A 21544-nucleotide genomic window follows, 5' to 3' on the forward strand; every position below is an offset into this window, starting at 1 on the left:
GTACTCGATGCTCGACGGTGCGGCCAGGATCGGACAGCTCGTCGAGGAGACCGCCGCGCAGGGCATGCCGGCCGTCGCGGTGACCGACCACGGCAACATGTTCGGCGCGTTCGACTTCTGGAAGACCGCGACCGCTGCCGGCATCAAGCCGATCATCGGGACCGAGGCGTACATCACGCCGGGCACGCACCGGAGCGACAAGACCCGCGTCAAGTGGGGCGACGGCGGCGGGGACGACGTCTCCGGGGCCGGTTCGTACACGCACATGACCCTGCTCGCCGAGACGACCGAGGGCATGCACAACCTGTTCCGGCTGTCCTCGCGGGCGTCGATCGAGGGCTACTACTTCAAGCCCCGGATGGACCGCGAGATCCTGTCCGAGTACAGCACGGGCCTCATCGCGACGACCGGGTGCCCCTCCGGCGAGGTCCAGACGCGCCTCCGGCTCGGCCAGTACGACGAGGCGATCAAGGCCGCGGCGGACTTCCGGGACATCTTCGGTGCCGAGAACTACTTCTGCGAGATCATGGACCACGGGCTCGGGATCGAGCGTCGGATCATGTCCGACCTCATCCGGCTCGCCAAGGACCTCGGGCTCCCGATGGTCGCGACGAACGACCTGCACTACACGCACGCCGGCGACGCCACGAGCCACGCCGCCCTGCTCTGCGTGCAGTCCGGTTCGACGCTGAACGACCCGAACCGCTTCAAGTTCGACGCCGACGAGTTCTACCTGAAGACCCCGCAGCAGATGCGGCACCTCTTCCGCGACCACCCCGACGCCTGCGACAACACCCTGGCGATCGCCGAGCGGTGCGACGTGCAGTTCAACACCGCGGCGAACTACATGCCGCGGTTCCCCGTGCCCGAGGGCGAGAACGAGGAGTCCTGGTTCGTCAAGGAGGTCGAGGCGGGCCTGCACTACCGGTACCCGAACGGCATCCCGACCGCGGTGCGCGAGCGTGCCGACTACGAGACCGGCATCATCAGCCAGATGGGGTTCCCGGGGTACTTCCTCGTGGTCGCCGACTTCATCAACTGGTCGAAGGACAACGGCATCCGCGTCGGGCCGGGCCGTGGTTCGGGTGCCGGGTCGATGGCTGCGTACGCGATGCGCATCACCGACCTCGACCCGCTGCAGCACGGCCTCATCTTCGAGCGGTTCCTCAACCCGGACCGCGTCTCGATGCCCGACTTCGACGTCGACTTCGACGACCGGCGCCGCGGCGAGGCGATCAAGTACGTCACCGAGAAGTACGGGTCGGAGCGCGTCGCCCAGATCGTCACGTACGGCACGATCAAGGCGAAGCAGGCGCTCAAGGACTCCAGCCGCGTGCTCGGGTTCCCGTTCGGCATGGGCGAGAAGCTCACGAAGGCGATGCCGCCGCCCGTGATGGGCAAGGACATCCCGCTCACCGGGATCTTCGACCGCGACCACCCCCGCTACAAGGAGGCCACGGATGTCCGCGCCGTCGTCGAGTCCGACCCCGAGGCCAAGACCGTCTTCGACACGGCGCTCGGCCTCGAGGGGCTGAAGCGCCAGTGGGGCGTGCACGCGGCCGGCGTCATCATGTCGAGCGACCCGCTCATCGACATCATCCCGATCATGAAGCGGGAGCAGGACGGCCAGATCGTCACGCAGTTCGACTACCCGGCAGCGGAGTCGCTCGGGTTGATCAAGATGGACTTCCTGGGGCTCCGGAACCTCACGATCATCAGTGACGCGATCGAGAACATCAAGACGAACCGCGGTACCGACCTCGACCTCGAGTCGCTCGAACTCGACGACCCCGATGCGTACGCCCTGCTCGGCCGCGGCGACACCCTCGGCGTGTTCCAGCTCGACGGCGGGCCGATGCGCGGTCTGCTCCGGCTCATGCGCCCGGACAACTTCGAGGACATCTCGGCGCTCATCGCGCTCTACCGTCCGGGCCCCATGGGGGCGAACTCGCACACGAACTACGCCCTGCGGAAGAACGGCGAGCAGGACGTCGTACCGATCCACCCCGAGCTCGAAGAGCCGCTCGCGGAGATCCTCGGCGGCACCTACGGTCTGATCATCTACCAGGAGCAGGTGATGGCGATCGCGCAGAAGCTCGCCGGCTTCTCGCTCGGTCAGGCGGACATCCTCCGTCGCGCGATGGGCAAGAAGAAGAAGTCCGAGCTCGACAAGCAGTACGCCGGCTTCCAGCAGGGCATGAAGGACAACGGGTACTCCGACGCGGCGATCAAGACCGTGTGGGACATCCTGCTGCCGTTCTCCGACTACGCCTTCAACAAGGCGCACTCGGCGGCGTACGGCGTCGTGTCCTACTGGACCGCCTACCTCAAGGCGCACTACCCGGCGGAGTACATGGCGGCGCTGCTCACGAGCGTCGGTGACGCCCGCGACAAGCTCGCGCTCTACCTCAACGAGTGCCGGCGGATGGGCATCCGCGTGATGCCGCCGGACGTCAACGAGTCGATCGGGTACTTCGCCGCCGTCGGCGAGGACATCCGCTTCGGCATGGGGGCGATCCGGAACGTCGGCTTCAACGTCGTCGACGCGATCGTCGAGGCCCGGACGACCAAGGGCGCGTTCGACAGCTTCCACGACTTCCTCCGCAAGATCCCGATCACCGCGGCGAACAAGCGGACCGTCGAGTCGCTCATCAAGGCCGGCGCGTTCGACTCCACCGGGGACTCCCGGCGGGCGCTGGTCGAGATCCACGAGGGCGCCGTCGAGGCCGCGGTGAAGGTCAAGCGCGACGAGGCGCACGGCAACGTCGGGTTCGACTTCGACAGTCTGTTCGACGACGTCCAGGACGCCGCACCCGTCTCGCAGGTGCCGGAGCGACCGGAGTGGTCCAAGCGCGACAAGCTCGCGTTCGAACGCGACATGCTCGGGCTCTACGTGTCGGACCACCCGCTCGCCGGACTCGAGATCGAGCTCGCGAAGCACATGTCGATCAGCATCACGGACCTCATCGCGTCCGACGACTCCATCGAGGGCGAGACCGTCACGGTCGCCGGTCTCCTGACGAGCGTGCAGCACCGGGTCGCCAAGAACTCCGGCAACCCGTACGGCATCGTGCAGATCGAGGACTTCGCCGGCGAGATCGGCGTCATGTTCCTCGGCAAGACGTACCAGGAGTTCGGGCCGAGCCTCGTGCAGGACTCCATCGTCGTGCTCCGAGGGCGCGTCAACGTGCGCGACGACGGCAAGGCGCTGCACGCGGTGAGCATGTTCTCGCCGAACGTGGGCGACGTCATGGGCTCCGGGCCGCTGACCCTGACGCTGCCGGAACGCCGTGCGACGACGGACACCGTGACGGAGCTCGCCGCAGTGCTCGGGCGACACCGGGGCGAGACCGAGGTCCGGCTCCGGCTGCTCAAGGACGACTTCGCGCGGACGTTCGAGATCCCGTTCCCGGTCAACCTCACGCCCGACCTGTTCGGCGAGCTCAAGAGCCTGCTCGGGCCGTCCTGCCTCGTGTGACCGGGCCACGGCCTGGAGGCCCGGTGCGCGTCCGGCGCGCAGCGCCGCGTCGGTAGGCTGGCCCGGCCATGATGCAACGAATCGACCTCCGCGACGGGCTCCCGGCCCGTGCCGACCTCCTCCGCCTGATGCCCCGTGCCACGGGTGACGTCGCGAGCGCGACCGCCGCCGCGCGGATGCTCGTCGACGACGTCCGATCGCGCGGCGCGGGTGCGCTCCGCGAGCAGGCGGAGCGGTTCGACGGGGGAGCCCCGGAGTCGCTCCGGGTCCCGGCCGCAGACATCGCCGCGGCGGTCGACGGCCTCGCACCGGACGTCCGCGCCGCGCTCGAAGAAGCCATCCGTCGGGTGCGCAGCGCCAGCGCCGCACAGGTACCCCCGCCCGCCGTGACGACCCTCGCCGACGGCGCCGAGGTGCACCAGCGCTGGCAGCCCGTCCGTCGCGTGGGGCTCTACGTCCCCGGTGGCAAGGCCGTGTACCCGTCGAGCGTCGTGATGAACGTCGTCCCGGCACAGATCGCCGGCGTGCGCTCGATCGCCCTCGTGTCGCCGCCGCAGCGCGACCACGACCACCGCGTGCACCCGACGATCCTCGGTGCGGCGGGGCTCCTCGGCATCGACGAGGTCTACGCGATGGGCGGCGCTGGCGCGGTCGGAGCCCTGGCACACGGCGTCGCGGACATCGACGGCCAGGGCACCGACCTCGAGCCCGTCGACCTCATCACCGGACCGGGGAACAACTACGTCGCCGCCGCGAAGCGCCTCGTCCGCGGCGTCGTCGGGATCGACTCGGAAGCCGGTGCGACCGAGATCCTCGTCATCGCCGACGAGGCCGCCGACCCCGCGTTCGTCGCCGCGGACCTCATCAGCCAGGCCGAGCACGACGAGCAGGCCGGGAGCGTGCTCGTCACGACGTCGGCGTCGTTCGCCGACGCGGTGGAGGCCGCGATCCCGGACCGTGTGGCGGCGCTCCGGACGGCCGTGCGCCTCCAGACCGCCCTCGACGGCCCGCAGTCCGCGATCGTCCTCGTCGCGTCGCTCGCCGACGCGGCGACCGTGAGCAACGCGTACGGGCCGGAGCACCTCGAGATCCAGACGGCCGACGACGACGCGGTCCTCGCGGACATCGACGCCGCGGGTGCGGTGTTCGTCGGGCAGCACGCACCGGTGAGCCTCGGCGACTACCTCGCCGGGTCGAACCACGTGCTCCCGACCGGCGGACAGGCGCGGTTCGGGTCCGGCCTGTCAGCGTCGACGTTCCTCCGGCCGCAGCAGATCGTCCGGTACACGGCGGCGGCCCTCGCCGAGGTCGGTCCGCGCATCGTCGCCCTGGCGGAGGAGGAGCAGCTCCCCGCGCACGGTGCCGCCGTGACGGAGCGTCTGGAGCGCACCAGCCGATAGGCTCAGGGCGACATGTTCTGCCCCTTCTGCCGTCATCCGGACTCCCGCGTCGTCGACTCCCGCACCAGCGACGACGGCACGTCGATCCGTCGGCGTCGCCAGTGCCCGAACTGCGGCCGCCGCTTCTCGACCACGGAGACCGCGAGCCTCAGCGTCGTCAAGCGGAACGGCGTCCTCGAGCCGTTCAGCCGCGACAAGATCATCTCCGGCGTCCGCAAGGCCTGTCAGGGACGCCCGGTGACCGACGGCGACCTGGCGGTGCTCGCCCAGCGGGTCGAGGAGATCGTCCGCTCGTCGGGAGCGAGCCAGATCGAGGCGAACGACATCGGGCTCGCGATCCTGTCGCCGCTCCGCGACCTCGACGAGGTCGCCTACCTGCGGTACGCGAGCGTCTACCAAGCGTTCGACTCACTCGAGGACTTCGAGGACGCGATCGGGCAGCTCCGCATCGACCACCACGTGGGTGCGGAGACGGCTCCGACGACCCCGGGCGACGCATGACGAACATCGCCGAGCTCGCGATCCGGTCCGGGTACCGCGTGGTGTTCCGGACGGTGTTCGCGAACATGGACCCCGAGCGGGCCCACCACCTGGCGTTCGGGGCCATCCGCGTGCTGCCGCGGGTCCCGTTCCTGCGCGGCGCCGCCGAACGGTACGGCCGTCCCGCCGCTGCCGACGGCATCACCACGATGGGCATCCACTTCCCGTCACGATTCGGGCTCGCTGCCGGGTTCGACAAGGACGCCAAGGCCGTCATCGGGCTCGGCCTCCTCGGGTTCGGGCACGTCGAGGTCGGCACGCTGACGTCGAAGCCGCAGTCCGGCAACGAGCGCCCCCGGTTGTTCCGACTGATCGCCGACCGCGCCCTCGTCAACCGGATGGGCTTCAACAACGCCGGCGCCGCACGGGCCGCACGCCGACTCGAGCGCGCCCGCCGGTACCCGGGTCGTCCGGTGATCGGCGTGAACATCGGCAAGAGCCGCGTCGTCGCGGTCGACGACGCAGTCGAGGACTACCTGGAGTCGGCGCGCATGCTCGCCCCGTTCGCGGACTACCTCGCCGTGAACGTCAGCTCGCCGAACACCCCGGGGCTCCGGGGTCTGCAGGAGATCGACCAGCTCCGTCCGCTGCTCGAGGGCGTCAAGGGCACCGCCGGCCGCGTCCCTGTGCTCGTGAAGATCGCACCCGACCTGACCGACGACCAGATCGACGCGATCGCCGGGCTCGCGGTCGAGCTCGGGCTCGCCGGGGTGATCGCGACGAACACGACCGTCGAGCGTTCCGGCCTGCGCACCGCCGAGGCCGACGTGGCGTCGATGGGTGCCGGCGGTCTCTCCGGGGCACCGCTCGCCGGCAGGTCGCTCGACGTGCTCCGCCGGGTCCGTCGCACCGTCCCGCGGGAGATGTGCGTGATCGCCGTCGGCGGCGTCACGACCGAGGCCGACGTCCAGGCGCGCATCGAGGCCGGGGCGACGCTCGTGCAGGGCTACACCGCGTTCCTCTACGAGGGGCCGACCTGGGCGATGCGGATCAACCGACTGCGGCGGCGCCGGCTGCGCAGGGCCGCGACACGGTCGTAGGCCGAGGTGCGCAGGGCCGCGAAGCGGTCGTAGGCCGGGGTCACCGGCGTCCGCTCACTCCGGGTAGTGCCCGCGCTTGACCTGCGGCTTCGGCAGGCGGAGGAAGCGCATCTGAGCGGCACGGGTCGCGACGTAGAACAGGTTGCCGCGTTGCGGAGCGGCCTCGCCCCACTTCTTCTTGATGCGCCGGTTGACCATGAACCCGGCGATGAGGCAGTCGATGACGAGGAGCGCGAAGAACGCCCAGATGACGAGCAGACCTGCGCTCTGGACACTGCTCTGCACGAACGTCAGCAGGACGACGATCACCATGATCGGGACGAGGACCTCACCGACGTTCCACCGTGCGTCGACGAAGTCCCGGATGTAGCGACGCTGCTCGCCCCGGTCCTTCGCCGGCAGGTAGCGCTCCTCGCCGGCGGCCATGCCGATGCGGGCCTTCTCGCGCTCGGCCGTGAGCCGCGATCGCGCTGCCTTCCGGTCCTGCGGGCTGTTCCCGACGAGCGGCCGCCGGTTCGCGGCCTCGCGCTCCTTGCGGGTGGGGGTCGGACGGCCCTTGCCGACGGGCACGCCGTTCAGCATGCTCTCATCGCTCGGGTTGACCGACACGTCTGTCTTGGGTGCTGCCTTCGCCACGGGGTCCTCGATCACTGCTGGGGCTCTTAAGATTACCTGCATGACCGACACGGCACAGCACGCACCCTCGACCGACCCCGTACTGCTCGACGCCGTGCGCGAACAGGTGCAGGGGGGACTGCCGGCGACGATCGCCGACTTGTCCGCCCTCGTCCGGCTCCCGTCGGTGTCGTGGTCGGCCTTCGACCCGGCGAACGTGCAGCGGAGCGCCGAGGCCGTCGCGGAGCTCGCGCGGGGCACCGGTGTCTTCGACGAGGTCCGCATCGTCCGGTCGGCGATCGCCGGCGAGGACGGCACCGCGGACAGCTCGGCCCCCGACGCGACGCTCGGGCAGCCCGCCGTGCTCGCGGTCCGGCCGGCGCGGAACGGCCGCCCCACCGTCATGCTCTACGCCCACCACGACGTCCAGCCCGAGGGCGACGAGGCGCTCTGGGAGACCCCGCCGTTCGAGCCGACGCTCCGCGGCGACCGCCTGTACGGTCGGGGCGCGTCGGACGACAAGGCCGGCGTGATGACCCACATCGCCTCGCTCCGCGCCGTCCACGCGCTGTACGGCGACGACCTCGACCTCGGCGTCGTGCTGTTCGTCGAGGGCGAGGAGGAGTTCGGTTCGCGGTCGTTCACGACGTTCCTCCGCGAACAGCGGGAGCACCTCGCGGCCGACGTCATCGTCGTCGCGGACAGTGACAACTGGTCGACCGACGTCCCGGCCATCACCGCGACCCTCCGCGGGAACGTCACCTTCAAGCTCGTCGTGACCACCCTCGAGCACGCCTCGCACAGCGGGATGTTCGGGGGAGCGGTCCCGGACGCGATGATGCCCATGGTCCGCATCCTGTCCTCGCTGCACGCCGACGACGGGTCGGTCGCGGTCGCCGGGCTGCACTCCCACGACGGGCCGGTCCCGGACCGCGACGAGTCCGAGGTGGTCGCGGAGGCCGACCTGCACGGGGACACGCGGCCCGTCGGCACGGGGCCGGTCCTGTCGCGGATGTGGTCGCAGCCGTCGATCACCGTGACCGGCATGGACGTCCCGAGCGTCGCGAACGCATCGAACACCCTGCTGCCGACGGTGGCTGCACGCGTGTCCGTCCGCATCGCGCCCGGACAGTCCGCGGCGGACGCGTTCGCCGCGGTCGAGCGGCACGTCCGGGCGAACACGCCGTTCGGCGCGACCGTCACGCTCGAGGACGTCGACACCGGCGACGGGTTCCTCGTCGACACGTCGGGGTGGGCGATGCAGGAGGTCCGCACCGCGATGGCCGAGGGCTGGGGTACCGAGGCGGTCGAGCAGGGGATCGGCGGGTCGATCCCCTTCGTGTCCGACCTGGCCGTCGAGTTCCCCGAGGCACAGATCCTCGTCACCGGCGTGGAGGACCCGGCGACCCGGGCGCACAGCCCGAACGAGTCGCAACACCTCGGTGTGCTGCACCGCGCGATCGCGGCGGAGTCGATCCTGCTGGCCCGGCTCAACGCCAGGGCCTGAGCACTGCGCGGCCCGGTCGTCCACAGCCCGCTGCGGATTGTCCGCGGCCGTGCCTACAATCGTGTCAGCGCGGTGACCGGCACCGCACGGAGGGAGACGGCCATGACCGACACCACCACGACCATCGCCGAAGCACCCGCCGAGGGGACCCACGGCGTCGCGCTCACCGATGCGGCCGCGGCCAAGGTCTCGAGCCTCCTGGCACAGGAAGGCCGCGACGACCTCCGGCTGCGTCTCGCCGTCCAGCCCGGCGGCTGCTCGGGCCTCATCTACCAGCTGTACTTCGACGAGCGACTCCTCGACGGGGACGCCACCCGTGACTTCGACGGGGTCGAGGTCGTCGTCGACAAGATGAGCGTCCCGTACCTCGATGGCGCCTCGATCGACTTCGAGGACACCATCCAGAAGCAGGGGTTCACCATCGACAACCCGAACGCGCAGGGCAGCTGCGCGTGTGGCGACAGCTTCCACTGAGCCGCGTCCCATGACCGCCGTCGGGTCCGGGTTCCCGGACACGCACGGCGACCTGCGATTTCCGCATCCACCCGCCGGGGAGCGGCCGGTCCGACGGTCGCTGCCCGCCGTCGTCCGACGGCACCTGTGGGCTCCCGAAGGGGCTCGGAGGCGTGTCGGACGTGCACGAGAGCACCCGAGCTGCGCGTAAGCTAGGAGTGTTCCGCCCCAGCTGGGAACGAGCTCTGCACGGTTCTGTCCGATGCCGCTCGTCCGGGCTCACGTCATCACCGAGAGGTCACAGTGCGTTCGAATCGCCGTATACGTTGGGCGGCCATCCCGGTGGCCGTCGGTCTGGTCGTCGCACTGGCCGGCTGCTCGCAGCAGCAGCTCCAGGGCTGGCTGCCGACGACGCCCGGCACGACGAACCACGTCGACCGCGTGATGGGGCTCTGGGTGACGTCCTGGATCGTGCTCCTCGCGGTCGGACTCATCACGTGGGGGCTCATCATCTGGGCCGCCGTGGTCTTCCGCCGCCGGAAGGGCCAGACCGGGCTCCCGGTGCAGCTCCGGTACAACATGCCGATCGAGATCTTCTACACGATCGTGCCGCTCATCCTCGTGATCGGGTTCTTCGCCTTCACCGCGAAGGACCAGACGGCCATCGAGAAGCCGTTCGCCAAGGCGGACGCGGTGATCCACGTGTACGGCAAGCGCTGGGCGTGGGACTTCAACTACATCGACCAGGCCGACCCGAAGCAGAGCGTCTACTACCAGGGCATCCAAGCCCAGGAAGAAGACAACGGCACGGGCGCGATCGACACGAGCAAGCTCCCGACCCTCTACCTGCCGGTCGGCAAGAAGGTCAAGATCGAGCTGTCGTCGCGCGACGTCGACCACTCGTTCTGGATCGTGGACTTCCTCTACAAGAAGGACATGCTCCCGGGCCGGACGAACTACGAGTACTTCATCCCGGAGAAGACCGGCACCTACCAGGGCAAGTGCGCCGAGCTCTGCGGCGAGTACCACTCGCTCATGCTGTTCCAGGTCAAGGTCGTCTCGCCGTCCGCCTACCAGGACTACCTCGACACGCTCAAGGACCAGGGCAAGGTGGGGCTGCTCGGGCACGAGTTCAGCACCAACACGAACCAGCCGACCGACAAGACGCCCGTCGTCTCCGGTACCGAGAAGTAAGGCTCGCGACTCATGACCACTTCATTCGTCGGCCAGTCGCCCGCGACCGCGACCTCGACGCCGGACTTCCAGGCGTCGCGCGTCGGTCGCAAGGGCAACATCATCGTCCAGTGGATCACCTCCACCGACCACAAGACGATCGGGTACATGTACCTGATCGCCTCGTTCATGTACTTCCTGCTCGCCGGCGTGATGGCGCTCGTCATCCGCGCACAGCTGTTCGAGCCGGGTCTCCACGTCGTCGCGACGAAGGAGCAGTACAACCAGCTCTTCACGATGCACGGAACGATCATGCTGCTGCTGTTCGCGACGCCGCTCTTCTCCGGGTTCGCGAACGCGATCATGCCGCTCCAGCTCGGCGCCCCGGACGTCGCGTTCCCGCGGCTCAACGGCTTCGCGTTCTGGCTCTACTTCTTCGGTGGCCTCATCGCCGTCGGCGGGTTCCTCACCCCGCAGGGTGCTGCGTCGTTCGGGTGGTTCGCCTACGCGCCACTCAGTGACACGACGTTCACGCCCGGGTTGGGCGGGACGTTGTGGGTCTTCGGCCTCGGGCTGACCGGTTTCTCGACGATCCTCGGTGCGGTGAACTTCATCACGACGATCATCACGATGCGTGCCCCGGGCATGACCATGTTCCGGATGTCGATCTTCACCTGGAACATCCTCGTGACGAGCCTGCTCGTGCTGATGGCCTTCCCGGTGCTCGCCGCGGCGCTGTTCGGTCTCGGACTCGACCGCGTGTTCGACGCTCAGGTGTTCAACCCGGCGAACGGCGGTGCGCTCCTGTGGCAGCACCTCTTCTGGTTCTTCGGCCACCCCGAGGTCTACATCATCGCGCTGCCGTTCTTCGGCATCGTGACCGAGGTCTTTCCGGTCTTCTCGCGCAAGCCGGTGTTCGGCTACAAGACCCTGGTGTACGCGACCATCTCGATCGCGGCCCTCTCGATTACCGTGTGGGCGCACCACATGTACGTGACCGGTTCGGTCCTGCTGCCGTGGTTCTCGCTCATGACCATGCTCATCGCGGTCCCGACCGGCGTGAAGATCTTCAACTGGATCGGCACGATGTGGCGCGGCTCGGTGACGTTCGAGACCCCGATCCTCTGGGCCATCGGCTTCCTCATCACGTTCACCTTCGGTGGTCTGACCGGCGTCATCCTCGCGTCGCCGCCGCTCGACTTCCACGTGTCCGACTCCTACTTCGTCGTCGCGCACTTCCACTACGTGGTGTTCGGGACGGTCGTGTTCGCGATGTTCTCCGGGTTCTACTTCTGGTGGCCGAAGTGGACCGGCAAGATGCTGAACGAGCGGCTCGGCAAGATCCACTTCTGGCTCCTCTTCGTGGGCTTCCACACGACGTTCCTCATCCAGCACTGGCTCGGAGTCGTCGGCATGCCGCGTCGGTACGCCACGTACCTCCCGCAGGACGGCTTCACGTGGATGAACCAGCTGTCGACGATCGGCGCGATGATCCTCGGCGTCTCGTTCCTGCCGTTCATCTTCAACGTCTACGTCACGGCACGGAACGCTCCGAAGGTGGCTGTCAACGACCCGTGGGGCTACGGCCGGTCGCTCGAGTGGGCGACCAGCTGCCCGCCGCCGCGCCACAACTTCACCTCGATCCCGCGCATCCGCTCGGAGTCCCCGGCGTTCGACCTGAACCACCCGGAGGCCGGCGTGCCGATCGGTGTCGGTCCGGCGAAGGACGCCCCGGACGCCCCCACCTACGACGCCGCGAAGGGCGAGGTCAAGTAGCACATGCGCGCGAACACCAACCTGTTCTGGATCCTCGGCACGTTCTTCTTCGTCGCCGGAGCCGCGTACACGATCTGGAGCATCGTCAACTACCGCCACTGGGAGCCGGTGGGGACGATGGGCCTCCTGCTCGTGGGGGTGATGTCGGTCTTCATCGCCTTCTACCTCGGTCGTGTCACCGCCGCACAGGGTGGCGACCTCCCCGAGGACCGCGGAGACGCGAACATCGAGGACGGCGACGCCGAGCAGGGGCACTTCAGCCCGTGGTCGTGGTGGCCGATCTTCCTCGCCGCGTCGGTCGCGATCATCTTCCTCGGTGTCGCCGCCGGCACGTGGATGTGCGCCATCGGTGCCGCATTCCTCGCCGTCTCGCTGGTCGGGTGGGTGTACGAGTACTACCGCGGCAACTTCGGGCACTGACCGAGCCGAGCACCGGAGACCGGTCGGACTCGACACCATCGGGCGGCACCACCTCGGTGCCGCCCGATCGCGTGTCCGGCTCGACACCGACCCCGTCGGGAACAATCCGACTCGAACCCGTCCCGCACCACGCGGACCCCTTCATCTCCCGAAAGGAACCACACCCGTTGACCGACAAGCGCACCCTCATCATCTTCGGCGCGACGGGGGACCTCTCCGCCCGTCTGCTCCTGCCCGGCCTCGGCACCTTCCTGCAGAGCGGCCGTGCCGTCCCCGTCCAGCTCATCGGCACCGGTCGGAGTGCCCGGACGCACAAGCAGTGGGTGGACACGGTCACCGACTCGTTCGCCTCGCAGGACGTCAAGGGCCCCGAGGTCGACGCCACGCTCGCGTCGACGGTCTTCATGCAGGGCGACCCGAAGGACCCCGGACACCTCAAGGAGATGCTCGACGCCGCCGAGGGCGAGCCGGTGCTCTACTTCGCACTGCCGCCGCAGATCGCGTCCGACATCTGCGACGCCCTGCAGCACGTCGACCTCCCGGAGGGCACGACGCTCGCGTTCGAGAAGCCGTTCGGGACCGACGTCGCGAGTGCCAGGGCGCTCAACGAGACCGTGCTGAAGCTCGTGCCCGAGGAGCGCGTGCACCGCACCGACCACTTCCTCGGCCGTACCACGGTCCTCAACATCATCGGCCTCCGCTTCGCGAACCGCCTGTTCGAGCCGATCTGGAACGCGGAGAACATCGAGAAGGTCGACATCTTCTACGACGAGACCCTCGGCCTCGAGAACCGCGCCCAGTACTACGACGAAGCGGGTGCGCTCGTCGACATGATCCAGAGCCACCTGCTGCAGATCATGGGCCTCGTGACGATGGACGCACCGGCCGCGATCGATGCCGTCGAGTTCCGCTCGAGCCTCGCCCGCGCCCTCCGGTCGACGCGGCTCAAGGACGACGACCCGCTCGTCGCCTCCCGGCGCGCGCGCTACACGGCCGGGTCGATCGACGGCAAGGAACTCCCGTCGTACGCCGACGAGGACGGCGTCGTCGAGCAGCGCCAGACCGAGACCCTGGCGGAGATCAGCGTCGAGGTCGACACCGCCCGGTGGTCCGGCGTCCCGTTCACGCTCCGGTCCGGCAAGGCCCTCGGTGCGAGCCGCAAAGAGGTCCTCATCACGTTCAAGCCGGTGACGCGCCTGCCGTCCGGCCTGCAGGGCCGCCCGAAGGCCGACACGCTCCGCATCGTGCTGAACCCGGACGAGATCGAGCTGTCGGTGTCGGCGAACGGCGGCGGCAACCCGTTCGAGATGGGGCAGATCACGCTCTCCTCGTCCTTCAGCGACGGCGAGCTGACCCCCTACGGCGAGGTCCTCAACGGGATCTTCCACGACGACCCGCTGCTCTCGATCCGCGGTGACGTCGCCGAGCGCTGCTGGGAGATCGTCGGTCCGGTGGTCGACGCGTGGAAGGCCGGGGACGTCCCGCTCGAGGACTACCGCGCCGGCTCGCGCGGCCCGGTGGACTGGGAGTCGTCCGCCGTCTGAGCACGGCTCCGCCGTCGACGGCGACCGCATGACGGACTGGAGGCCCGGTACCAGCTGGTACCGGGCCTCCAGTCCGTCGTCGGGTCGGGTGCGGCGCGCCGTCAGACGGGTCGACCGGCCTTCGTGCCCTCGCCGGTCGTGCTGCGGGTCGATCCGTCGGACTGCGCGACGCGTGTCCGCGTCGAGGTGGAGGCCCGGCCCCGTGCGACCTCGATCGCGTCGGCGGCGCTGACGAGCGTGAGGTGGGACAACGCCTGCGGGGTGTTCCCGACGTGGGCGCCCGAGGTGATGTCGATCTCCTCGGACAACATGCCGACGTCGTTCGCGTAGCCGACGAGGGTGTCCATCAGTCGTTCGGCGTCCTCGAGACGCCCGGACGCTGCGTACTGCTCGGTGAGCCAGAAGGAGCAGGCGAGGAACGGGTGCTCGGTGCCCGTCAGCCCGTCGAAGCCGGCCTGGGTGCGGTACCGGAGCACGAGTCCGTCGTCGCCGACGCGGAGGTCCTGCTCGATGGCCGCCACCGTGCCGAGCATGCGGGGGTCGTCCGCCTTGCAGAAGCCGATCTGGGGGAGCACGAGGAGCGACGCGTCGACCTCGTCCGTGTCGTAGTGCTGCCGGAACGTGTTCCGCTCGGGATCGTAGCCGTGCTGTTCGATCTCGGCGCGGACCTCGTCGCGGAGCTTGCGCCATCGCGTCACCGGCCCCTCGAGGCCGAACTCCTCGACGGCGGCCACCCCGCGGTCGAAGGCCGCCCAGATCATCGCCCGCGAGTGGGTGAAGTGCCGGCGCGGACCGCGCATCTCCCAGATGCCGTTGTCCGGGTCCTGCCAGTGGTCCTCCACGTAGCCGAGGAGGGCGCGCTGCAGGGCCCAGGAGTCGGCGTTCTCCTCGACGCCGAGTTCGCGGGCGTCGTGGAGGGCGGCGAGGACCTCGCCGAAGACGTCGCCCTGGTACTGCGTGTACGCGCCGTTCCCGACGCGGACGGGCGTGGAGTCGGCGTAGCCGCTGAACTGGTCGAGCGAGCGCTCGGGCAGGTACCGCTCGCCGGCGATCCCGTACATGATCTGCACGTCGGCCGGGTCTCCCGCGATGGCGCGGAGGAGCCAGCCACGCCACGCCTTCGCCTCCTCCCCGTACCCGTGCGCGATGAGGGTCGCGAGGGTGAGCGAGGCGTCGCGGAGCCACACGTAGCGGTAGTCCCAGTTCCGTTCTCCGCCGAAGGCCTCCGGGAGGCTCGTGGTCGCGGCGGCGACGATGCCGGCGGTCTCCTCGTGGGTGAGCGCCCGGAGCATGAGCAGTGAGCGACGTGTGGCGTGCCGGTAGGCGTCGCCGGTCACGCAGTTCGCGGCCCAGCCCTGCCACCAGTCGGTCGTGGCGGCGAGCACGGCGTCGACGTCCGGGGCGGTCGGGACCTCCTCGTGGGACGGGTACCAGGTGAGGGTGATGTCGACGGTCTCCCCGGCCCGCACCGTGAAGTGGCTCTCGTGCCGGTGGTGCACGGCGCGGAGCTTCGGTCCGCGGACGACGACGGAGTCCGGCCCGGCGGTCGCGACGAGCACCGGTTCGCCGTCGTGGCCGATCTGGCGGACCCACGGGAGTGCGGTGGCGTACGCGAACCGGATCCGGAGGTCCTGGCGCATCCCGACCTCGCCGGAGATGCCGCGGACGCGACGCACGACGTCCGCCCGGTCGTCCCCGATCGGCATGAAGTCGGTCACCTCGACGACGCCGGACCCGGTCGTCCACCGTGTGACGAGGACGAGGGACGCGTCGTCGTAGGCCCGGGTCGCGGTGGCCGTCGTGTCGGTCGGGTGCACGCTCCAGCGACCGTCGTCCTCGGAGCCGACGAGCGCTCCGAACGTCGAGGCGCTGTCGAACCGGGGGAGGCACAGCCAGTCGATGCTGCCGTCCTTGCCGACGAGGGCGGCGGTGTGGCAGTCGCCGATGAGTGCGTAGTCCGCGATGGGCTGGGTCATGGCCCCAGCAAACCACTGTCGCTCGGCCGAGCGCCGGTCCTGCCGGGCCGGCACTGAGCGTGTGCTCAGTCGGCGAGGTCGATCCGGACGAGCTCGTCCCAGAGCCCGGCCCCGTCGGGTGCGTACACCCACGGCGTCGCCGACGTGCGGGAGCGCTCCTGCGCCCGTGACCGTCCGCCGGCGAGCACGGCCTCGCTCGTGGAGAGCTGTCGGATCGCGACGCCGGCGACGTTGTCGGGGTGCTGGGCCGCGAACTCGCCGTACAGTCCTTCGTCGTGCTGGCCGTCGTCGCCGACGAGCAGCCACTGCACGTTCGGGAAGTCCCGGGCGAGACGCTCGAGGTTGAGCTGCTTGTGGAGCTGCCCGGACCGGAAGAAGCGGTCGTGCGTCGGACCCCAGTCCGTGAGGAGCATCGTCCCGGCCGGGTACATGTTCCTGGTCAGGAACCGTTCGAGGGTCGGCGCGACGTTCCACGCCCCGGTCGAGAGGTAGACGACGGGGGATCCGGGGTGCTGCTCGAGGATGCGCTCGTACAACACGGACATGCCGGGGACCGGTCGGCGCGCGTGCTCGGTGTGCACGAAGGAGTTCCACGCCGCGAGGAACGGCCGCGGCAGGTTCGTGACCATGACCGTGTCGTCGATGTCGGAGAGCAGTCCGAAGCGGGTGTCGGGGTGGACCACGAACACCGGGGCGTCGACCGGTCGGGAGCCGCCGGCGGAGAGCGTGATCGTCTGCCACCCCGGTTCGAGGTCGATCGGCACGATGGTGTCGACGACGCCCCCGCGGTCCGCCTGCACCGTGTGGGTCGTGCCGCCGGCGGTGATCTGGACGTCCACGTCGTCGACCGCGACGCTCGTGAAGGTGCGCCACCCACGGACGCCCTCGTAGCTGACGTCGGACACGAGACCGCGTCGGGTGAGCAGGACGCGGCAGAGCACCCGGGCCCATCCGGGTGCGCCGTAGCCGGTGTACGGGATCACGGTGGGGACGAGTCCGCGGGCCCGTGCGCGGCGCTCCCGGAACGCCTGGACGGCGTCCTCGATGCGGGCGGCCCGGTGCAGGATCGGCTCGACCGCGCTGCTGTCGTCGTGCTTCCGGGCGGGCATCGCCCCATCATCCCATGCCGATCCGTCCTGCCGGGGAGATCCGACCGCCGTCCCACTCCGCGGACCGCACCGGGAGCCGGCGACCAGGTGAGTCGCAGCGATGTTCCAGGTGTCGTCTGCGAGAGTTGTGCCGTCATCATCCACACGACCGACGGGGCCCCCACACCGTCGGCGGTCGGGACGACCGGACCGCTGTCCGGCGATCCTCCGTCCGACCACGCCGAAGGCCCCGTCAGCACCCATCGCGTCGTTTCGCGAGAAGGAGTACACGTGCTCGTCACCGAGGCCTCGAACACACTGCCGGGCGGATCGTCGCTCCTCCGGAACGAGCCGGTGCAGGCCCGCAGCTCCGCCCGCCTCGCCGGGCTGCTCGACGCCGCCGCCGCGGTCATCGACGACATCGGGTTCGAGCGCCTGACGACCGCGATGGTCGCCGAGCGCGCGGGTGCGTCGATCGGCACCGTCTACCGGTACTTCCCGGACCGCATCGCGGTCGTCGAGGCCCTGGCGATCCGCTGCACGCAGCGCCTCGGCGCGCGGTTCCTCGACGCGGTCGACCAGAGCGGTGCGACGACGTGGGAGCAGGGCATCGACGCGCTCGTCGACATGACGATCGAGATGTACCGCACCGAGCCCGGCTTCCGCGCGATCCGCTTCGGCGACGTCGACGACGCTGCCGAGACGTCCGACGCGGACCGGATGGCCCTGCTCGGCAACAGCGTCGCGGAGATCTTCCGGACCCGGTTCGACTTCCCCGACACGCCGCGTCTCGCGACGGCGTGGGAGATGCTCGCCGAGGCCGGTCACGCCGTCCTCGCCCGGGCACACCGTCACCGCGGGACCTCGGACGACGCCCTCGTCGCCGAGTACCGCATCATGTCCACCTCGTACCTCCGCTCGCTGCTGGCCGACCGCTAGCACCGGACCCACGTCGAACGCCCGGCCGCCCCCTGCGGCCGGGCGTTCGACGTGCGCGGACTCGTCACGGTCGTGTCACGGATCGTCACCGGATGCACGAGTGTCGGAGCCGACGGGTACGCTCATCCGGAGCCGGGCACCCTCGGCGCACATGGCCTGTGTCGATCCGTGTCCAACCACGAGGAATGAGCCCACCACATGATCGAGTTCCGCTCGGTACGCAAGCAGTATCCGGACGGCACGACCGCGGTCGACGACTTCGATCTCGTGATCCCGTCCCGGACCACCACCGTCTTCGTCGGTTCCAGCGGCTGTGGCAAGACCACGCTGCTCCGGATGATCAACCGCATGGTCGACCCGACCTCCGGCACCGTCTCGATCGACGGCGACGACGTCGCGGGCATCAGTCCGGTCGGACTCCGCCGGAGCATCGGCTACGTCATGCAGAACTCCGGGCTCCTGCCGCACCGCAAGGTCGTCGACAACATCGCCACCGTCCCGCTGCTGACCGGCGTCTCGAAGAAGGACGCCCGGGAGCACGCACTCGAGCTGATGGACACCGTCGGTCTCGACCGCGCGTTCGCGGAGCGGTACCCGAGTCAGCTGTCCGGCGGGCAGCAGCAGCGCGTCGGGGTGGCGCGCGGTCTCGCCGTCGACCCGAACATCCTGCTCATGGACGAGCCGTTCGGCGCCGTCGACCCGCTCGTGCGCACGGACCTGCAGGACGAGCTGATCCGCCTGCAGCGGGAACTCGGCAAGACCGTGGTGTTCGTGACGCACGACATCGACGAGGCCTTCCGGCTCGGCGACCAGGTCGTGATCCTCCGGAAGGGCGGGCACATCGCGCAGCAGGGCACGCCGGCGGAGATCCTCTCCGAGCCCGCGGACGACTTCGTGGCGAACTTCATCGGTGCCGGTCGCGGCCGTCGCGCGCTCCGGATCGAGCAGACGCCGACCGGCCCGATCGTGATCGACGGAGACGGCCGTGCCGCCGGCGTCCTCACCGGCCCGGTGCCGGTGCAGGGCGACGCCGGGGACCGTGTCGACGAGGCCGCAGCACGTCGTGCTGCGGGTGCTCCGGCGCAGGGTGGGAGCGCGTCGTGAACTGGGTGCTGTCGAACTCCGACACGATCTGGTCCGCCACGCTCGCCCACCTGGCGATCGCCCTGCCGGCGATCGTGCTCGCCTTCCTGCTCTCGATCCCGGTCGGGTGGCTGGTCGCCCGGCTCCGCGGCTCCCAGTCCGAGAACACGACGGCCAAGAACCTCGCGCAGGGGACCGGCGGTGGCCTCGTCGCCGTCGCGAGCCTGCTGTACGCCGTCCCGTCCCTGCCGCTGCTCATCGTCATCCCCGGGATCCTCGGCACCGACCTGCAGAGCCCGGTCAACGTCGTCGTCGGGATGACCGTGTACGGCATGGCGCTCATGGTGCGGTCGACCGCCGACGCGCTGGCGTCGGTCGACAAGGGGACCGTCGCGGCCGCCGTCGCGATGGGGTACTCGCCGGTGCAGCGCTTCTTCCGCGTCGAGCTGCCGCTCGCCGGTCCGGTGCTCCTCGCGGGACTCAGGGTCGTCACGGTGTCGACCATCTCCCTCACGACGGTCGGTGCGGTCCTCGGTGTCGAGAACCTCGGGTCGCTGTTCACGGACGGCATCGCCCGGGACATCCCGGCCGAGATCATCGCCGGCATCGTCGTGGTGCTCGTCATCGTGTTCGTCCTCGACGGCCTGCTCGTCCTCCTCGGTCGCGCCGTGCTGCCGTGGTCGGTGTCGCCGTCCGCCGGTGCCCAGCGCCGCGCACGCCGCGCCCTCGAGACCACGGAGGTGGCGTCGTGATCATCTCCGAGGCATTCGGCTGGCTCTTCGACCCGAAGAACTACCCCGGCCCGAACGGCATCCCGACACGACTGTGGGAGCACGTCTGGATCACCCTGCTCGCAGTGGCCATCGCGACCGTGGTGGCACTGCCGATCGGGTACGCCATCGGGCACACCGGGCGGGTCCGTTCGCTCGCGATCGCCCTGTCCGGCGGCGTCCGTGCGCTCCCGACGCTCGGCGTCCTGACCCTCGTCGGGCTCGGCTTCGGCATCGGACTCGGGGCGCCGCTGGTCGCGCTCGTCATCCTCGCGATCCCGTCGGTGCTCGCCGGCGCCTACTCCGGGGTCGAGTCCGTCGACCGCGGCACGGTGGACGCCGCGCGGGCCATGGGCATGACCGAGTGGCAGATCCTCTGGAAGGTCGAGGCGCCCCTCGGTCTCCCGCTGCTCATCGGCGGCATCCGTGCCGCCGTGCTCCAGGTCGTCGCCACCGCCACCCTCGCCGCCATCGTCGGCGCGGGCGGGCTCGGCGGCTACCTCTTCGCCGGCATCAACCTCCGTGACTACGGCGAGATGCTCGGCTCCTCCATCATCGTCATCCTCCTCGCCATCGTGTTCGAGATCGTGTTCGCGGTCCTCGAGCGTGCGGTGGTCCCAGCCGGCGTCTCCGGCCGCACCAGTCGGCGACGTCAGGGCACGTCGGAACGTGCCCGCACACCCCTCCCGGAAGGAACCCCCTCGTGATCACAGCAACCAAGTTCCGCGTCGGCATCGCCGCCGCGCTGGCGGTCGGCGTCGCCGCCGCACTGTCCGGCTGCTCCTCGTCCGACCCCACGTCGAGCGGCGGTGGTTCGGGCTCCGGCACGATCGTCATCGGCTCGCAGCAGTACTACTCGAACGAGATCATCGCCGAGCTCTACGCCCAGGTGCTCGAGAAGGACGGCTTCAAGGTCGACCGCGACTACAACATCGGGCAGCGCGACGTCTACCTCCCGCAGATGAAGAAGGGCAAGATCGACGTCCTGCCCGAGTACAGCGGCAACCTCCTGCAGTACTACGACGCCAAGTCGACGGCCAAGACGGCGTCCGAGATCGCGGACGGCCTGAAGACGGCGCTCCCGAGCGGCATCCGCGCGCTGCCGGCGGCCCCGGCCACGGACCAGGACAGCTACACCGTCACGAAGCAGTTCTCCGAGGACAACGACCTGACGAGCCTGGCCGACCTCAAGAACATCAAGAAGACCCTGACGGTCGGTGGCAACGCCGAGTTCCAGAGCCGTCCGTACGGACCGGAAGGCCTCAAGTCGGTCTACGGCGCGACGGTCGACTTCACGACGGTCCAGGACTCGGGTGGTCCGCTGACGGTCAAGGCGCTGAAGGACGGCACCGTCCAGCTCGCCGACATCTACAGCGCCGACCCGAGCATCAAGGCGAACGACTTCGTCTCGCTGGCCGACCCGGAGCACCTGATCCTGCCGCAGAACGTCACCCCGATCGTCTCGAAGAAGGTCGACTCGAAGGCGGCCGCCGCGATCGAGAAGGTCGACAAGGTGCTGACGACCAAGGCGCTCATCACGCTGAACACCGAGAGCACGGTCGACAAGGACAAGGCGTCGACCATCGCGAAGAAGTTCCTGACGGACCAGGGTCTGCTCTAGCAGCGACCGCCCCACCTGGCGGACGGGAGGCACGGTGCCAGCTGGCACCGTGCCTCCCGTCCGTCTGTCCGGCCCGGACCGGGGTCGGCGGGGCTTGCGCATATCCTTGATGACCGGACCC

General features: G+C 69.7%; 18 protein-coding genes. 15 read left to right on the plus strand and 3 right to left on the minus strand.

All coding sequences use genetic code 11. The annotated features are described in order from the left end of the window. Window positions 1-7 precede the first annotated feature (7 nt). The 4 genes from dnaE to ACO0E0_RS06670 all read left to right on the plus strand — a co-directional run bounded on the left by dnaE (window position 8) and on the right by ACO0E0_RS06670 (window position 6458). Entirely contained in the window at window positions 8-3478 is a 3471-nt protein-coding gene (dnaE, locus tag ACO0E0_RS06655; RefSeq protein ID WP_422870890.1) for a DNA polymerase III subunit alpha, read from the plus strand. Between the two features lie 68 nt (window positions 3479-3546). Continuing rightward, on the plus strand, window positions 3547-4878 hold the full coding sequence (gene hisD, locus ACO0E0_RS06660) for a histidinol dehydrogenase (RefSeq protein ID WP_422870620.1): 1332 nt from the start codon (window positions 3547-3549) through the stop codon (window positions 4876-4878). 12 nt (window positions 4879-4890) lie between these two features. Next, window positions 4891-5379: a transcriptional regulator NrdR gene (gene nrdR / locus ACO0E0_RS06665; RefSeq protein WP_422870621.1), complete on the plus strand. Its 489-nt coding sequence runs from the start codon at window positions 4891-4893 to the stop codon at window positions 5377-5379. Then, window positions 5376-6458 carry a quinone-dependent dihydroorotate dehydrogenase gene (locus tag ACO0E0_RS06670; protein ID WP_422870622.1) on the plus strand — a complete coding sequence of 361 codons (1083 nt, stop codon included), beginning with the start codon at window positions 5376-5378 and terminating at the stop codon, window positions 6456-6458. Before nrdR ends, ACO0E0_RS06670 begins: the two co-directional genes overlap by 4 nt. A gap of 54 nt (window positions 6459-6512) precedes the next feature. On the opposite strand, the gene ACO0E0_RS06675 is transcribed toward ACO0E0_RS06670, so the two are convergent. Beyond that, window positions 6513-7094: a DUF3043 domain-containing protein gene (locus ACO0E0_RS06675; RefSeq protein WP_422870623.1), complete on the minus strand. Its 582-nt coding sequence runs from the start codon at window positions 7092-7094 to the stop codon at window positions 6513-6515. Between the two features lie 40 nt (window positions 7095-7134). Between ACO0E0_RS06675 and ACO0E0_RS06680 the strand changes: the two genes are divergently transcribed. The 6 genes from ACO0E0_RS06680 (at window position 7135) to ACO0E0_RS06705 (ending at window position 13946) form a co-directional block, all read left to right on the plus strand. Further along, entirely contained in the window at window positions 7135-8580 is a 1446-nt protein-coding gene (locus ACO0E0_RS06680) for a dipeptidase (protein WP_422870624.1), read from the plus strand. Window positions 8581-8682: 102 nt separating this feature from the next. Continuing rightward, complete coding sequence (locus ACO0E0_RS06685; RefSeq protein ID WP_422870625.1) at window positions 8683-9054, plus strand: HesB/IscA family protein; 372 nt, start codon at window positions 8683-8685, stop codon at window positions 9052-9054. A gap of 282 nt (window positions 9055-9336) precedes the next feature. Next, window positions 9337-10227 carry an aa3-type cytochrome oxidase subunit II gene (gene ctaC, locus ACO0E0_RS06690; protein WP_422870626.1) on the plus strand — a complete coding sequence of 297 codons (891 nt, stop codon included), beginning with the start codon at window positions 9337-9339 and terminating at the stop codon, window positions 10225-10227. Between the two features lie 12 nt (window positions 10228-10239). Next, window positions 10240-11982: an aa3-type cytochrome oxidase subunit I gene (gene ctaD / locus ACO0E0_RS06695; RefSeq protein ID WP_422870627.1), complete on the plus strand. Its 1743-nt coding sequence runs from the start codon at window positions 10240-10242 to the stop codon at window positions 11980-11982. Between the two features lie 3 nt (window positions 11983-11985). Continuing rightward, window positions 11986-12402, plus strand: a complete 417-nt coding sequence (locus tag ACO0E0_RS06700; protein WP_422870628.1) for a cytochrome c oxidase subunit 4 — start codon at window positions 11986-11988, stop codon at window positions 12400-12402. Window positions 12403-12569: 167 nt separating this feature from the next. Further along, the gene (locus ACO0E0_RS06705; protein WP_422870629.1) at window positions 12570-13946 is read left to right on the plus strand and encodes a glucose-6-phosphate dehydrogenase; all 1377 of its coding nucleotides are present in this window, start codon (window positions 12570-12572) and stop codon (window positions 13944-13946) included. 101 nt (window positions 13947-14047) lie between these two features. Here the strand turns inward: ACO0E0_RS06705 and ACO0E0_RS06710 are convergent, their stop codons facing one another. Next, window positions 14048-16054, minus strand: coding sequence for a glycoside hydrolase family 15 protein (locus tag ACO0E0_RS06710; RefSeq protein WP_422870630.1), 2007 nt, complete (start codon window positions 16052-16054; stop codon window positions 14048-14050). Continuing rightward, window positions 15988-17031: an App1 family protein gene (locus ACO0E0_RS06715; protein WP_422870631.1), complete on the minus strand. Its 1044-nt coding sequence runs from the start codon at window positions 17029-17031 to the stop codon at window positions 15988-15990. The genes ACO0E0_RS06710 and ACO0E0_RS06715 overlap by 67 nt, the downstream gene beginning before the upstream one ends. A 270-nt stretch (window positions 17032-17301) precedes the next feature. On the opposite strand from ACO0E0_RS06715, the gene ACO0E0_RS06720 reads away from it, so the two are divergent. The 5 genes from ACO0E0_RS06720 (at window position 17302) to ACO0E0_RS06740 (ending at window position 21423) form a co-directional block, all read left to right on the plus strand. After that, window positions 17302-17949: a TetR/AcrR family transcriptional regulator gene (locus ACO0E0_RS06720; RefSeq protein WP_422870632.1), complete on the plus strand. Its 648-nt coding sequence runs from the start codon at window positions 17302-17304 to the stop codon at window positions 17947-17949. Between the two features lie 198 nt (window positions 17950-18147). Further along, window positions 18148-19053, plus strand: a complete 906-nt coding sequence (locus ACO0E0_RS06725; RefSeq protein ID WP_422870633.1) for an ABC transporter ATP-binding protein — start codon at window positions 18148-18150, stop codon at window positions 19051-19053. Further along, the gene (locus tag ACO0E0_RS06730) at window positions 19050-19784 is read left to right on the plus strand and encodes an ABC transporter permease (protein ID WP_422870634.1); all 735 of its coding nucleotides are present in this window, start codon (window positions 19050-19052) and stop codon (window positions 19782-19784) included. The genes ACO0E0_RS06725 and ACO0E0_RS06730 overlap by 4 nt, the downstream gene beginning before the upstream one ends. Next, window positions 19781-20509 (plus strand): ABC transporter permease, encoded by a 729-nt coding sequence (locus tag ACO0E0_RS06735; RefSeq protein WP_422870635.1) that lies wholly within the window; start codon window positions 19781-19783, stop codon window positions 20507-20509. Before ACO0E0_RS06730 ends, ACO0E0_RS06735 begins: the two co-directional genes overlap by 4 nt. Beyond that, the gene (locus ACO0E0_RS06740) at window positions 20506-21423 is read left to right on the plus strand and encodes an ABC transporter substrate-binding protein (protein ID WP_422870636.1); all 918 of its coding nucleotides are present in this window, start codon (window positions 20506-20508) and stop codon (window positions 21421-21423) included. Before ACO0E0_RS06735 ends, ACO0E0_RS06740 begins: the two co-directional genes overlap by 4 nt. The last annotated feature ends 121 nt before the right edge of the window (window positions 21424-21544 follow it).

It is taken from the genome of Curtobacterium phyllosphaerae (assembly GCF_049341865.1).
GTDB classification, from domain to species: domain Bacteria; phylum Actinomycetota; class Actinomycetes; order Actinomycetales; family Microbacteriaceae; genus Curtobacterium; species Curtobacterium phyllosphaerae.

What these genes read in the sequence shown, in the direction of transcription:
- ACO0E0_RS06725 (WP_422870633.1), top strand. Translation starts at nt 18,148, where the DNA reads ATGATCGAGTTCCGCTCGGTACGCAAGCAGTATCCGGACGGCACGACC.
- ctaD (WP_422870627.1), top strand. Translation starts at nt 10,240, where the DNA reads ATGACCACTTCATTCGTCGGCCAGTCGCCCGCGACCGCGACCTCGACG.
- ACO0E0_RS06680 (WP_422870624.1), top strand. Translation starts at nt 7,135, where the DNA reads ATGACCGACACGGCACAGCACGCACCCTCGACCGACCCCGTACTGCTC.
- nrdR (WP_422870621.1), top strand. Translation starts at nt 4,891, where the DNA reads ATGTTCTGCCCCTTCTGCCGTCATCCGGACTCCCGCGTCGTCGACTCC.
- ACO0E0_RS06685 (WP_422870625.1), top strand. Translation starts at nt 8,683, where the DNA reads ATGACCGACACCACCACGACCATCGCCGAAGCACCCGCCGAGGGGACC.
- dnaE (WP_422870890.1), top strand. Translation starts at nt 8, where the DNA reads ATGCTCGACGGTGCGGCCAGGATCGGACAGCTCGTCGAGGAGACCGCC.
- ACO0E0_RS06670 (WP_422870622.1), top strand. Translation starts at nt 5,376, where the DNA reads ATGACGAACATCGCCGAGCTCGCGATCCGGTCCGGGTACCGCGTGGTG.
- ACO0E0_RS06715 (WP_422870631.1), bottom strand. Translation starts at nt 17,031, where the DNA reads ATGCCCGCCCGGAAGCACGACGACAGCAGCGCGGTCGAGCCGATCCTG.
- ACO0E0_RS06700 (WP_422870628.1), top strand. Translation starts at nt 11,986, where the DNA reads ATGCGCGCGAACACCAACCTGTTCTGGATCCTCGGCACGTTCTTCTTC.
- hisD (WP_422870620.1), top strand. Translation starts at nt 3,547, where the DNA reads ATGATGCAACGAATCGACCTCCGCGACGGGCTCCCGGCCCGTGCCGAC.